The 14,844-nt window shown below is 64.7% G+C and carries 9 protein-coding genes; all 9 read right to left on the bottom strand.

What is annotated here, in order from left to right; genetic code table 11:
- Positions 1 to 27 precede the first annotated feature (27 nt).
- Positions 28 to 1,362, bottom strand: coding sequence for an NnrS family protein (locus Q0105_RS18355; RefSeq protein WP_298213752.1), 1,335 nt, complete (start codon positions 1,360 to 1,362; stop codon positions 28 to 30).
- Complete coding sequence (locus Q0105_RS18350) at positions 1,359 to 4,940, bottom strand: LAGLIDADG family homing endonuclease (protein WP_298213750.1); 3,582 nt, start codon at positions 4,938 to 4,940, stop codon at positions 1,359 to 1,361. Before Q0105_RS18350 ends, Q0105_RS18355 begins: the two co-directional genes overlap by 4 nt.
- A gap of 96 nt (positions 4,941 to 5,036) precedes the next feature.
- Complete coding sequence (locus Q0105_RS18345; RefSeq protein WP_298213748.1) at positions 5,037 to 5,717, bottom strand: carbonic anhydrase; 681 nt, start codon at positions 5,715 to 5,717, stop codon at positions 5,037 to 5,039.
- A gap of 33 nt (positions 5,718 to 5,750) precedes the next feature.
- Positions 5,751 to 6,566, bottom strand: a complete 816-nt coding sequence (locus Q0105_RS18340; protein ID WP_298214437.1) for a peptidylprolyl isomerase — start codon at positions 6,564 to 6,566, stop codon at positions 5,751 to 5,753.
- Between the two features lie 148 nt (positions 6,567 to 6,714).
- Positions 6,715 to 7,452, bottom strand: coding sequence for a respiratory nitrate reductase subunit gamma (gene narI / locus Q0105_RS18335; RefSeq protein ID WP_298213746.1), 738 nt, complete (start codon positions 7,450 to 7,452; stop codon positions 6,715 to 6,717).
- Complete coding sequence (gene narJ / locus Q0105_RS18330; RefSeq protein ID WP_298213744.1) at positions 7,449 to 8,150, bottom strand: nitrate reductase molybdenum cofactor assembly chaperone; 702 nt, start codon at positions 8,148 to 8,150, stop codon at positions 7,449 to 7,451. Before narJ ends, narI begins: the two co-directional genes overlap by 4 nt.
- A 22-nt stretch (positions 8,151 to 8,172) precedes the next feature.
- Positions 8,173 to 9,696 carry a nitrate reductase subunit beta gene (narH, locus tag Q0105_RS18325; protein ID WP_298213742.1) on the bottom strand — a complete coding sequence of 508 codons (1,524 nt, stop codon included), beginning with the start codon at positions 9,694 to 9,696 and terminating at the stop codon, positions 8,173 to 8,175.
- A gap of 23 nt (positions 9,697 to 9,719) precedes the next feature.
- On the bottom strand, positions 9,720 to 13,508 hold the full coding sequence (locus Q0105_RS18320; RefSeq protein ID WP_298213741.1) for a nitrate reductase subunit alpha: 3,789 nt from the start codon (positions 13,506 to 13,508) through the stop codon (positions 9,720 to 9,722).
- 37 nt (positions 13,509 to 13,545) lie between these two features.
- A partial coding sequence (locus tag Q0105_RS18315; RefSeq protein ID WP_298213739.1) for a NarK family nitrate/nitrite MFS transporter occupies positions 13,546 to 14,844 on the bottom strand: 1,299 nt, incomplete at its 5' end.

Raw genomic sequence — 14,844 nt, 5'->3', positions numbered from 1 at the left:
TCCTTGAACGGGCTCATGCACACCATCTCAACCGGGGCGGCCATCGGCCCGCAGGCAACCATACCAGCGACCCAGGCGCACACCCCAGGCCCCCATGGTGCCAGCCCACAGGCCCGCTGCCAACAGCAACAGCCAGGGCACCGCGCCACCGGGCACGCCCGGCACGGCTGCAGCGATGCGCAGCACCGTGGCTACCTGCAGCAACAAGAACAGCGACCACGCAATGCGGTCAGCCACCAGCGCCCGCCCGCTGTGCCCGCACGACACCCGCGTGACCATGGCCAGCATCAGCGAAGCCAGGCAGCCCATGGTGAGCGCATGCAATGCCCCGATGCCCAAGCCGCCCACACCCAACCCCCAGGCCAGCCACTGCGACACGCCGCCCAGCAGAAAGGCCAGCCCCAGCCACAAAAATCCGATGTGCAGCATGGCCAGCAACCGGTTCTTGAGGCTTTGCACCAACCCCCACACCCACGCCAGCCAGACCAGCACCCCGCCCACCACCAATTGCAGCGTGCCCCACACCAACCCCCAGGCAGGGCCCGCTGCGCTGGCGGGCACACCGGCCCATTCGAGCCACGCAGCCAGCACCTGCAGCAGGGCCGCTGCCAGCATGAGCCACAGCACCCAAAACGGCCGCCAGGCCTGCACCATGGGCACGGCGCTGGAGGTGAAAAACGGAATCATGCGGTGGGCCACCGTGACGTACACCACGACCACAAACCCCCACAGGCCCGTGAACACCCAAACCCGCGCCAAGGCGGGCACCCCCAGCGCCAGGCTGAGCCACAACCCGGCCACGCTGAGGCAGCCGATCACACAGGCGCCCCCAATCACGCGGGCATGGAGCTGATCATGCGCCTGGCTCAGCCGCACGCGGCCCCAAAACTGCACGGTCATCCAAACCAGCCCACCCCAGGCCAGCACCAGCCCGGCGAGCGCCACCATCACATGCCCATGCGCCCCAGCCAACCACAAGAGCCAGCCCGCCGCCTGAGCCATCAGGGGCTTGAACAGCGCCTGCGGCGCCAGGGGCTCCACCCCCAGCCACTTGGGGCCTGCGGTGAACAGAAAACCGGAGAAAAACAGCGGAATAAAACCGAACGCCATCACCGCCGAGTGCACCAGCGTGGGCGGCAGCGCAGCGGGCAAGCCCCACCACCCCGTGGACCGGTCCACCTGCACCAGCGCCCACCATGCCCCCGAAGCCACCAGCACCACCATGGCCAGCAAAAAACCGAGCCGGTGGGGCGCCAGCATCACGTAGCGCCAACGCCAGTGCTTGTCCATCTGCGCCAGCGCCTCAGGCGAGGGCTTGCCCGAGACAACCCCGAGAGGAATAGTGGGGCGCGAAGGTGTCACCCGCAGCTTCCCAGATGCCCACATTGCGTGCAGTAGTCGCAACCATCCTTGCGGATCACGGCGTGGGCGCCACATTCGCTGCACTTCTTGCCCGCCATGGCCTGGGGCACGGCCGTGGGGGACGGTGCAGGCTCATCCAACGGCAGTTGCTGCTGCAAGGGGTCGGCCACGCGGCGCGCCAGGATGTTCTGGATGGCGTAGGCCATGGCCGCCACCTCGGAGTCATGCCACATGGGCACCAGCGTGCCGTCGTCCTTGCGGTGCTGGCCCAGGCGCACGGGGCCCCGGTCCCAGGCCACCTTGCGCATGTCGCTGAGCGCACGCTCCAAGAAGCCGCCACGCGCCGCCAGCGAGAGCATGCGCATGCTGGAGGTGATCCACTGCTGCGACTCGCCGCTCTGCCCCACGGGCATGAAGAACTCGATGGCGCGGTCCACCATGCCATTGCCAACCCCCGTGGGGACCGGCAGGAACGAGACGATGAGGTACAGCGTCTTGTGGCCTTCCTGCGTCCAATATTCCAGTTTCTCGGCCACGGCCGAGAGGCCGCCCTGCGGTCGGCTCTCGATCATGGTGCGCATGGGGTCCACGGGCGGCGCGGCCGGGGTCGGCGGCACAGCCGGGGCGGATGCAGGCTCGGCATGGGTTTCCAGCACCGAACCCAGAATGCTGTTGGGCCGATAGGTGGCCAGGCCCTTGAGCCGTGCGCGCCAGGCCTGCAGGTACAGGTCCTTGAAGTCCTCATACGGATAGTCCGCCGGGATGTTCACAGTCTTGGAGATGGCCGTGTCCACAAAAGGCTGCACCGCCTCCATCATGGCGATATGGTCCTGCGCCGACATGGCCAGCGCCGAGACGAAGTAGTCGGGCAGCGCGTTCACATCACCGCCCAGGTCGCGGTACAGCCGCCAGGCATGGTCCTCCACTGCGTATTCGGTGGTGCTGCCGTCCGACTCACGCTTCTTGCGCTTGTACATCCACGAGAACGGCGGCTCGATGCCGTTGGAGGCATTGTCGGCAAAGGCCAGGCTTACCGTGCCGGTGGGCGCAATGGACAGCAGATGGCTGTTGCGAATGCCGTGCTCACGGATCAAGGCCTTGAGGGATTCGGGCAACCGGCTGGCAAACGTGCCTTCCGCCAAATACCCCTGGGCATCGAACTTTGGAAACACCCCCTTCTCGCGCGCCAGCGCCACCGAGGCGGCATAGGCCGCATCGCGCATGTATTCGGCGATACGCGCAGCCATGGTGCGGCCCTCGGGCAAGTCGTATCGCAGGCACAGCATGGCCAGGGTGTTGCCCATGCCGGTAAAGCCCACGCCAATGCGCCGCTTGGCCATGGCCTCGTCGCGCTGCTGCTGCAGCGGCCAGAAGGTCACGTCGAGCACGTTGTCGAGCGCGCGCACCTGCAACGCCACTGCCGCGCTGAACGCCTCGAAGTCAAACGCCGCCACGCCGCCAAAACCGAACGGGTTGCGCACAAAGCGCGTGAGGATGACAGGACCGAGGTCGCAACAGCCGTAGGAGGGGAGTGGCTGCTCACCGCAGTTGTGCACCACAATGCCGTTGGCGTCGAAGGCATGCACATCGGCTACCGTCACGTCGTAAACGTCCTCCACCCCGGCATCGGCCACCGCCTGCACCGTTGCGGTGAACCGCTCGCGGTTGAGCGCACGGCGATACTGCGCCAGTCCTTCGTCCAGGCGGGCCGATTTTTCGGTGTCGCAAAAACCGACGCGTTCGGCAAACACCTGCAGATTGCCGCCACTGATGACCAATTCGTGCTGGGCGCGCGTGGCATAGCTTTGCAAGCCGCCTTTGCCGTCAGGCAGCGGTCGAACAGCCGCCGGACGGCGGTTGCAGTACAGCGTGGATGCAATGCCCAGGCGCAGCAGCATGCGCTGCACGGTCTGCAGCAGCGCCTCGTCGCTTTGTGCAAGGCGCACGCTGAGGCCCTTGTCCTGAGCCCCTTGCACCGAGCCATCGGCATCAAACAGTCCGCACAACAGGCCTTGCGCAAAACCTGAAGATTGCCGCTCCATGGCAGGGGTGATGATTTTGTTTCCAGGCGCCATGCCCAGTTCATGGGCCAGTTTCCACAATGCAGCGCTGGCCAGGCGAGCCTCGCCACGCCCCGCCACGGGGCGCTGAAACCCCTTGAAGTCGGCACGGTGCGGCAAAGTGGCTGCAGCCGCAGTGGCTGCACGCACAATGCCATCCGCGCCGGATGCTGCGTAAGCCACGGAGTCCAGCCCCACTGCCTTCAACTCTGGCGCCCACACTGAAATCACGGCCTTGTCGGTCTTAAGGGTTCCGTCACCAATCAACAACCCCAGCAAATACCCCTCGGCTTGTGTCCCCGCCCCCGCCCAACCTTCAAAGGCCCTGTGGTCATGCAACACCACCTCATCGCCTGGCTGCAGCTGCGCGGCCTCGGTCCATTCCACCTCCAGACAGTAGCGGGTCTTGCGTGCCACCCGGCGCACCCGGTGGTCCGCCGTGAGGCGCAGCGCATGCCCCTCCTGGGTTTTCAGCTCCAGCACGGGCTTGGTGCCGGTCTTGAAGAATCCGTGACTCTCTACCCTGTAGGCGCGCCCATCGACCACGGCAGAAAACGGGCGCCCCACCAGGTCAGCCACCTGCGCAGGGCCTTCGGTGGTCATCACCCAGGTATCGGCCGTCACACAAGGATTCGTAGCCGCAATTTCCTCGCAGTACTGCAGGTTGTTGTCTTCGTTGATGCGGCCCAGGAACAAGATGCCGGGCTCGGCGAAGTCGTAGGCTGACTTCATGATCGTGTCCCACATCTCGCGTGCGGGCACGGTGGCATAGATCCACTGGCCGTCGGCGCGCTGGCGGGCGCCCTGGGCCTGCAAGGCCGCGCCGGGTGGGGCCTTGTGCACCAACTCCCACTGCGCGTTGTTCTGCACGGCCTGGATGAACTCGTCCGATACGCCCACCGACACGTTGAAATTGTTCCAGCGGCCCGGCGTGCGCTTGGCGGTGATGAATTCGTGCACATCCGGATGGTCGATGCGCAGCACACCCATCTGCGCGCCCCGGCGGGCGCCCGCGCTCTCGACCGTGGAGCAGGACTGGTCGAACACGTTCATGTAGCTGCAAGGACCCGAGGCCATGGAGGCCGTGCCCTTGACATGCGCACCCTTGGGCCGGATGCGCGAAAAATCGTAGCCCACGCCGCCGCCGCGCCGCATGGTCTCAGCCGCCTCGCGCAGCGCTTCGTAGATGCCCGGAAAACCCTCGTCGTCTACGCCCTGGATGCAATCGCCCACGGGCTGCACAAAGCAGTTGATGAGTGTGGCCTGGATGTCGGTGCCCGCAGCGCTCATGATGCGGCCCGCGCCGATGGCACCTGCCTTCAGATTGGCCAGGAACAAGGCCTCGTACTGGTCGCGCAATGCAGGAGCTTCGACCGATGCCAGAGCCCGCGCCACGCGCTGATACAGCTCGTCGGCGGTGGTTTCACCGGGTTTGAGGTATTTCTCGCGCAACACATCCAGGCTGATGGGTTGCATGGGCGAGGCGGGGTGCAAGAGGGGCGGTGATTCGCGTTTCATGGGTGCCGATGATTTGGGTTTCACGCCAGTGCGGTCTTGCGCTCCATCAAGAAGGGCTCATTCCCCGCGGGCGCGCCGCAGGAACACCGAACGAGGTCACAACTCGTCCAGCAGGACCTGCCCATCATGCTCCACATACGGGTGGTAGGGACCGGTGCCACTGTTGTCCGCGCGCGAGGCCGGCACAAAGCCGCCTGTCTGAACATCGAACACATGGACTTCTCCTTCCTCGATCACGTAGTGCCAGCCATGCAGGCTGATTTGGCCCGACTGCACGCGGCTGCGGACCATGGGGTACTCCATGAGCCGCTCCAGCTGCAGCACCACCGCCCGCTGCTCCGTGCGGCGCAGCACCTCAGGGCCGGGCTGCATGGGCAGCAGGGCCTCGCGCCCCAAATCCAGCCAGTGGTTCAGGTTGGGGGCTTCGGGCGACACCTCACCATACATCGCCTTGATAGCCCCACAGTGACTGTGGCCGCACACAACGATGCGGCGCACCTGCAAATTGAGCACCGCAAATTCAATGGCGGCCGTGGTGCCATGGTGGCCGTGCGACCCGTCGTAAGGCGGAATGAAAGCCCCCACGTTGCGCACCAAAAACAGCTCGCCCGGCCCCGCGCCGGTCAGCAGGTAGGGCACCAGGCGCGAGTCGGAGCAGCCTATGAACAGGGTGGTGGGGTGCTGCCCCTCGTCCACCAGCGTCTGGAACTGCTCACGGTACAGTGGAAACTCATCGTTGTGGAACCGGCGCAGGCGATCCAGCAGTTCATCAGGCATGGGCAGGCAATCGAATGAAGTGCGACGCAACTACTACTGCACAAGCGGAGAATCGGCCGCGTCCAGTGCTACGCCCTCCACCACCGCTACGCCCGCCAGCAGTTGCAGGTATTGGCGCAGCGCGTTCACCCAGGCCTGCTGGCGCAGCGTGAGCGCAATGGCCTGGCGCACTTCCTCGAACGCGGGCTGCTGCCCCGGATCGCGGGCCACCACCTCCACCACATGCAGGCCAAAACGGCTGTGCACCAGCCGCGCCAACACGCCGATCTCTGCGCCGCCGAACACCTCACGGGCGAACTCGGGAGCGCAGTCGGCACGGGTCAGCCAACCCAGCTCGCCGCCTTGGCTAGAGCTGGGGCAGTTGGACCATTGGGTCGCTGCCTGCGCAAACTTCGCGCCGCCGTCGTCTGCACAGCGCAGCTCGATCAGCAGGGCCTCGGCACGCAGGCGCAATTGCTTCACATCGACGCCCGGCGTGACGGCAAACAACACATGACGCAGCTGTGCGCGCTCGCCCTGGGCGTGCGCGGCGGGATGCGCCTCGTGGTAACGGCGGCAGGCTTCTTCCGAGGGATCGGGAATAGGCAGCTCGCGGTCCAGCAGCAGCTCGATGGCATTGGACGCCTCGGTGCTGATAGCGCCTTCGACACCCGGTGCATCGTCCATCGCCAGCAGACCACCCTGCTGGGCCGCCTGGCGCAGCAGTTCGGTGCATGCGCGCTGGCGCAGGGATTCTTCGTCCAATGGCTCATGCGGTGCATTCAGGGCCACGCCGTTGATGCGTGCCACTGCGGCCAGCGCACCGCCCGCTTCGGGCTGCTGTGTGGCCGGAACGCTTGCCTGACCCATCGTCGCAGCCAGGGCCTCGTAGGCCGCCGACTGCGCGGGGGTCAGCGTGCTGGCGTGTGCGCCAGCAGTGCCTTGGGTATCGGTGGAGCTGCAACCGCAGCCCCCGGTTCCACATCCGCTCATGGTGTGCTCCTTTTGTGGTGTGGATTCAAGCGCCGTGGCTGCGGTCTTGCGGTTGCATATGACCGGGCGGCAGGTTCAGGCGGCGCGCACGCACCACCTGGTAGGGGCGCAGCACATAGGCCAGCGTGCCAAAACCGCTCCACACGTGCACCAGGCGGGTGAACGGGAAGATCAGGAAGATGCTCATGCCCAGGAACATGTGTGCCTTGAAGATCCAGCCCGCCTCGGCCAACAGTTCCACCGCACCACCCCGGAAGGTAACGATGCGCTGACCCCACTCGGCCAGCTTCATCATCATGGAGCCGTCCAGATGCTGCGCAGACAGCGGAATGGTGGCCAGGCCGAGCGCCAGTTGCACCCACAGCAGCACCAGAAGCAGGATGTCGCTGGTCTTGGACGTGGCGCGGATGCGCGGGTCCGACAGGCGGCGGTGCAGCAGGATAGACAGGCCGATGAAGCCCAGGGTGCCCGCAATGCCGCCCGACACCATGGCCATGAGTTGCTTGGCACCCGCACTCATGAAATGCTCATACAGGAAGTGCGGCGTGAGCATGCCCACGGTGTGGCCGAAGAACAGGAACAGCACGCCGATGTGGAACAGATTGCTGCCCCAGCGCAGGCTGCCGGTGCGCAACAACTGCGACGAATCGCTTTTCCAGGTGTACTGGTCGCGGTCGAACCGCGCCCAACTGCCAATGAAAAAGACGGCCAGGCAAATATAGGGATAGATGCCAAACAACAGGGTATCAAGCCAGGCGGTCATACGGAGACTCCTTCTGGTGCCCGCTCAGCGCGGGGGGTACGAACAAAATGCATGGGTTGCGGCTGGTCGGGCTTGGACTGGCCCTGGGTGCTGCAACCACCAAACGCTTCGGGCTCGGCCCAGACTTCGTCCATGGGCGGCTCGGGGGTCAGCGCTACCGACTGCACGCGCTGGCCCGACACTTCGAGCACGGCGGCAACGACGCTGGCGTATGGGCTGTTGCGCGCCACCAGCGCGCTGAACAAGGCGTTGAGGATGTGGGCCATTTCGCCCAAAAACTCCTTGGCCACTTCTGGCGGCTGGGTGGAGGCGAACTCCAGCACCACCGGCAGGTGGTCGGGCAACTCGTCGGCCTCAAATTGCAGTCCGGCCTTTTCGTAGGTCTGCATCAGGTCGATGAGCGCTGGCCCCCGGTCGCGCGAGTCGCCGTGCACATGCTCGAACAGGTGCAGCGAGGTCTGGCGGCCCCGGTCGAAGTTGTCCACGTAGCGGGCTTCGGCCTCCAGCGGGTCCAGCGCCGCAAGGTGCTGGCACACGCTCGTCAACTCGGCCACACGCTCGTGGCTCAAGGCCTGTTCCAGCTGCAGCGCGTCGATGAGCTGCGGCATCACGCTGCGCAGCTGCGCATCGGGGTAGCTCAGCAGGTAGCCCAGGGCGCGCAGGGTCAGGCGCACAGAGGTCGGGTTCTTCTTGAACATGGTGATTCCTTCCTGTGTGCGATCAGACCGTGGCCTTGATCGGGATAGTTCGAGGCTTTTTGCCGCCGAACATACTGGTCTCGGTGGCGCCATCAGAGCAACCGTTGCCAAACGAGAAACCACAGCCGCCCCGGATGTCGAACGCGTTCTCGGCGTACTCGCGGTGGGCCGATGGAATCACAAAGCGGTCCTCGTAATTGGCAATCGCCATCACGTGGTACATCTCCTCGACCTCGGCCATCGACAGGCCTGCCTGCTTGAGCACCGACAGGTTCTGGCGCTGCTCCACATGCTTGTCACGCTGGTAGGTGCGCATGGCCAGCATGCGCTCCAGCGCACGCACCACGGGGCCGGTGTCGCCTGCGGTGAGCAGGTTGGCCAGGTACTGCACGGGGATGCGCAGCTGCGACACATCCGGAATCTCGCCGTTCACACCCACATGGCCCGCGTTGGCTGCAGCGGTGATGGGCGAAAGCGGTGGCACATACCAGACCATGGGCAGCGTGCGGTACTCGGGGTGCAGCGGCAGGGCCACCTTCCATTGCACGGCCATCTTGTAGACGGGGCTGTTGCGCGCGGCATCCATCCAGCTGTCCGGGATACCGTCGATGCGGGCCTGCTTGATGACGTCGGGGTCGTTCGGGTCCAGGAAGATGTCGAGCTGCGCCTGATACAGGTCGCGGTCGCGTTCCACGCTGGCGGCTTCCTGAATGCGGTCTGCGTCATACAGCAGCACACCCAGATAACGAATGCGGCCCACGCAGGTTTCAGAGCACACCGTCGGCTGGCCCGCTTCGATGCGGGGGTAGCAGAAGATGCACTTCTCGGCCTTGCCCGACTGCCAGTTGTAGTAGATCTTCTTGTAGGGGCAGCCCGAGACACACATGCGCCAGCCACGGCACTTGTCCTGGTCGATCAGCACGATGCCGTCTTCCTCGCGCTTGTAGATCGAGCCCGAGGGGCACGATGCTACGCACGCCGGGTTCAGGCAGTGCTCGCACAGGCGCGGCAGGTACATCATGAAGGTGTTTTCGAACTGGCCGTAGATGTCTTTTTGCACCTCGTCGAAGTTCTTGTCCTTGCTGCGCTTGCTGAACTCGCCGCCCAGGATTTCTTCCCAGTTCGGGCCCCACTCGATCTTCTCCATGCGCTTGCCGGTGATCAGGCTGCGTGGGCGGGCCGTGGGTGCGGCCTTGCTTTCAGGCGCCGACTGCAGATGGTCGTAGTCGAACGTGAAGGGCTCGTAGTAGTCGTCAATCTGCGGCAGGTTGGGGTTGGCGAAGATGCGCATGAGCAGCTTCCACTTGCCGCCCTGGCGGGGGGCAATGGAGCCGTCGGGGCTGCGCACCCAGCCGCCGTTCCAGCGGTCCTGGTTTTCCCACTCCTTGGGGTAGCCAATGCCGGGCTTGGTTTCAACGTTGTTGAACCAGGCGTATTCCACACCGGGGCGGCTGGTCCAGACGTTCTTGCAGGTGACGGAACAAGTGTGGCAGCCGATGCACTTGTCCAGGTTCAGCACCATGCCGATTTGTGCGCGAATTTTCATCGTGTTTCTCCTTGTCTTCGGCTTCAGGCGTGCGCGGCCGATGCGGGTTCTTCGTCGTCGAGCCAGTCCACGCGATCCATCTTGCGCACCAGCACGAACTCGTCGCGGTTGGTGCCGATGGTTCCGTAGTAGTTGAAGCCGTAGCTGTACTGCGCGTAGCCGCCGATCATGTGGGTGGGCTTGAGCACGATGCGGGTGACCGAGTTGTGGATACCGCCACGGGTGCCGGTGATCTCGGAGCCGGGGGTGTTGATGATCTTCTCTTGCGAGTGGTACATCATCACCATGCCGGGGTTCACGCGCTGGCTCACCACCGCGCGGGCCGCAATGGCGCCGTTGGCGTTGAAGAGTTCGACCCAATCGTTGTCCACGATGCCAGCGACCTTCGCGTCGTCTTCGCTCAGCCACACCACCGATCCGCCCCGGTTCAGCGTGAGCATCATCAGGTTGTCGCTGTACGTGCTGTGGATGCCCCACTTTTGGTGCGGCGTGATGAAGTTCAGCTGGATCTCTTTGTTGCCGTTGGGCTTCTTGCCTTCGACTTCGTGCAGCGTCTTCAAATGCACCGGTGGGCGGTAGCTCACAAAGCCTTCGCCGAAGTCACGCATCCACGGGTGGTCCTGGTAGAACTGCTGGCGGCCGGTGAGGGTGCGCCATGGGATGTACTCATGCACATTGGTGTAGCCCGCGTTGTAGCTGACCTTCTCGCTTTCCAGGCCCGACCAGGTGGGCGAGCTGATGATCTTGCGCGGCTGCGCCTGGATGTCGCGGAAGCGGATTTTTTCGTCCTCACGGTGCAGCGCCAGGTGCACGTGGTCGCGCCCGGTTTGTTTGCTGAGCGCATCCCAGGCCTTGCAGGCCACATGGCCGTTGGTCTCAGGCGCCAGCATCAGCACCACCTCGGTGGCGTCGATGTCGCTCACGATGCGGGGCATGCCCTGCGTCACGCCCTCTTCCTTCACGCGGCCGTTCAGGTCGCCCAGTTGGCCCACTTCGGTCTGCGTGTTCCAGCCGATGCCCTTGCCGCCGTTGCCGGCCTTGTCCATCAGCGGGCCCAGGGCCGTGAAGCGCTTGAACAGGTTGGGGTAGTCGCGCTCGACCACGGTGACCTGCGGTGCGGTCTTGCCGGGGATGAGTTCGCACTCGCCCCTCTTCCAGTCGCGTACGCCATACGGCTGGGCCATTTCGCCTGCCGTGTCATGCATGATGGGCGTAAGCACCACGTCCTTTTCGACGCCCAGGTGGCCCACGCTGACCTCGCTCACGGCCTTGGCGAAACCTTTGTAGATCTCCCAATCGCTCTTGGCCTGCCAGGCAGGGTCCACGGCTGTAGACAGCGGGTGGATGAAGGGGTGCATGTCGCTGGTGTTGAGGTCGTTCTTCTCATACCAGGTGGCCGTGGGCAGCACGATGTCGGAGTACAGGCAAGTGGTGCTCATGCGGAAGTCGAGCGTGACCAGCAGGTCGAGCTTGCCTTCGGGCGCATTGGCGTGCCACTGCACTTCCTCGGGCTTGGCCTCGTCCTTGCCCAGGTCCTTGCCCTGCACGCCGTGGGTGGTGCCCAGAAGGTGCTTGAGGAAGTATTCATGCCCCTTGCCTGACGAGCCCAGGATGTTGGAGCGCCACACGAACATGTTGCGCGGCCAGTTGTCCGGATGGTCCGGGTCCTCGCAGCTCATCTGCAGGCTGCCGTCCTTGAGCGACTGGACCACGTAGTCCTTGGCGTCCATGCCTTTCGCGGCGGCGTCCTTGGCCACCTGCAGCGGGCTGGTCTTGAGCTGGGGCGCCGAAGGCAGCCAGCCCATGCGCTCGGCACGCACGTTGTAGTCGATCATCGAGCCGCTGTAGGCCTTCTTGTCGGCCAGCGGCGAAAGAATTTCCTCCATGCCCAGCTTCTCGTAGCGCCACTGGTCGGTGTGGGCATAGAAGAAGCTCGTGCTGTTCATCTGGCGGGGCGGGCGGATCCAGTCGAGCGCGAAGGCCAGTGCCGTCCAGCCGGTCTGGGGCCGCAGCTTTTCCTGGCCCACATAGTGCGCCCAGCCGCCACCGCTTTGGCCGATACAGCCGCACAGCATCAGCATGTTGATGATGCCGCGGTAGTTCATGTCGCAGTGGTACCAGTGGTTCATCGCCGCGCCGATGATCACCATGGACTTGCCATGCGTCTTGTCGGCGTTGTCGGCAAACTGGCGCGCCACGGTGATGATCTGGTCGCGGGGCACACCCGTGATCTTTTCCTGCCACGCGGGGGTGTAAGGCCGGTCGGCGTCGTAGCTGCCGCCGGGTTCTTCACCGGGCAGGCCGCGGTCGATGCCGTAGTTACCGGCCAGCAGGTCGAACACGGTCGCCACCATCACGCGGCCCTGGGCTTCATGCCCAGCCAGTTCCAGATGCGTCACGGGCACGGGGCGCACCATCACATCGCTGGCCTGCACGTTGGCCGTGAAGTTGGGCGACTGCACGCCACCGAAATAAGGGAAAGCCACGCTCGCCACTTCGTTCGCCTGTGCGCCGTCTTCCAGCACCGACAGCTTGAGCTTGACGGTATTGCCGGTGCGTGCTTCCTTGTTCTCCAGGTTCCACAGGCCCTGGTCAGCGCGGCCGTCGGAGCCCCAGCGGAAACCAATGGAGCCATTGGGCAGCGTGACCTGGCCCAACTCGTCGTAGCCCACGGTCTTCCAGTCGGGGTTGTTGGACTGATCGAGCTGGCCGGGGAAGTCGCTGGCGCGCACGTAGCGGTCGGGCACCATCACCGTGCGGCCGTCGGGCAGGGTCTTTTCCTTCAACACCACCAACAGCGGCAGGTCGGTGTAGCGGCGCGCGTAGTCGTCGAAGTAAGCGGAGCGCTTGTCGAAATAGAACTCTTTCAGGATCACATGCCCCATGGCCATGGCCACGGCGGCGTCAGTGCCCTGCTTGGGGTGCATCCACAAATCGCCGAGCTTGGCGACTTCGGAATAGTCGGGCGTGATGGACACGACCTTGGTGCCCTTGTAGCGCACTTCGGTCAAGAAGTGCGCATCGGGCGTGCGCGTCTGGGGCACGTTGGAACCCCAGGCAATGATGTACGAGCTGTTGTACCAGTCGGCGCTCTCAGGCACGTCGGTCTGCTCGCCCCACACCTGGGGGCTGCTGGGTGGCAGGTCGCAGTACCAGTCGTAGAAGCTCATGCACACGCCGCCGATCAGGCTCAGGTAGCGCGAGCCTGCCGCGTACGAAATCATCGACATCGCGGGTATGGGCGAGAAGCCGATGATGCGGTCCGGGCCGTGCTTCTTGATGGTGTACACGTTGGCGGCGGCGATCATCTGGTTGACTTCATCCCAGGTGCTGCGCACGAAGCCACCCAGGCCGCGCTGCTTTTGCCATTCGCGCTTGGAAGCGTCGTTCTCGACGATGCTGGCCCAGGCGTCCACCGGGCTCTTGGCCAGGGCGATGGCGGCACGCCAGTGCTTGAGCAGGCGGCCACGCACCATGGGGTACTTCACGCGGTTGGCGCTGTACAGGTACCAGCTGTAGCTGGCGCCGCGCGCGCAGCCACGGGGTTCGTGGTTGGGCAGGTCGGGCCGGGTGCGGGGGTAGTCGGTCTGCTGGGTTTCCCAGGTCACGATACCGCCCTTGACGTAAATCTTCCACGAGCAGGAGCCCGTGCAGTTCACGCCGTGGGTGGAGCGCACGATTTTGTCGTGCGCCCAGCGGTCGCGGTAGGCGTCTTCCCAGGTACGGTCTTCACCGTTGGTTTCGCCGTGGCCTTGGGCAAAGGTCTCGCGGGGTTGCGAGAAGTACGAAAGGCGGTCGAGGAAATGGCTCATCGGGGGCTCCTTTTTCTGTTTTGTTCAGGGGTGATCGTCAGCAAGGCATCTCGGCACGCTTGCGCGCGTAGTACCACCAGGTGATCACGATGCAGATGATGTAGAACGCGAAGAACGTCCACAGCGCTGCATGGGGGCTGCCGGTCAGGGCAATCGAGCTGCCGTAGCTCTTGGGGATGAAGAACCCGCCATAGGCGGCCATGGCGGCGGTGAAGCCCAGCGTGGCGGCGCCCAGCGTGTTGCCTTCCTTGTTGGCCTGGGCCACGGCAGCGGTGTCGCGGGTATCCACACCGCGCATGGCTTCGGTGAGGAAGATCACGGGGATCATGCGGAACGTGGAACCGTTGCCAATGCCGGTGGTGAGGAACAGCACCAGAAAGCACACGAAGAAGCCCGCAAACTGACCTTCATTGCCCGCCGAAGGCAGGAAAACCGTGACACCCACCACAGCCATGGCCATGACGATGAAGTTCCACAGCGTGACACGTGCGCCACCCAGCTTGTCGGCCAGCCAGCCACCAAAGGGGCGGATCACGGCGCCCACCAGAGGGCCCAGCCAGGCGTAGGCCAGCGGGTTCACACCGGGGAACTGGCTCTTGATAAGCAGCGGGAAGCCCGCCGCATAGCCGATGAACGAGCCGAAGGTGCCGAGATACAGCACGCACATCAGCCAGTTGTGCTTGCGCTTGAAGATGGCGGCCTGCGCGGCGAACGAAGCGCGGGCGTCGGCGATGTCGTTCATGCCGAACCAGGCGGCCAGCGCGGTGATGGCGATCCATGGCACCCAGATGAAGGCGGCGTTCTGTGTCCACACCTGCACGGTCTGGCCGTTCTTCACAATGGTCTGGCCTTCGCCGCCAAAGATACCGAAGATGCCGGCCGTGACGACCAGCGGGCTCAGGAACTGCACCACCGACACACCGAGGTTACCCAGGCCCGCGTTCACGCCCAGCGCCGAGCCCTTGCGCTCCTTCGGAAAGAAGAAGCTGATGTTGGCCATGCTGGAGCTGAAGTTGCCGCCGCCCAGGCCACACAGCAGCGCCAGGATGAGCATGGTGGGATAGGCCGTGGTGTTGTCCTGCACCGCAAAGCCTATGCCGATGGCAGGGATCAGCAGCGATGCGGTGGAGATCGCCGTCCAGCGGCGGCCACCCACCAGCGGCACCATGAACGAGTAGAAGATGCGCAGCGTGGCGCCTGAGAGCGCGGGCGCTGCAGCCAGCCAGAACAGCTGGTTGGTCGAATACTTGAACCCGAGGCCCGGCAGGCTCACGGCGACCACGCTCCAGACCTGCCAGATGGCAAAGGCCAGGAACAGCGCGGGCACCGAGATCCA

The organism is Acidovorax sp. (assembly GCF_027492855.1).
Lineage (GTDB): Bacteria > Pseudomonadota > Gammaproteobacteria > Burkholderiales > Burkholderiaceae_C > Acidovorax.
This window is presented reverse-complemented; position numbering and strand designations above follow the sequence as displayed.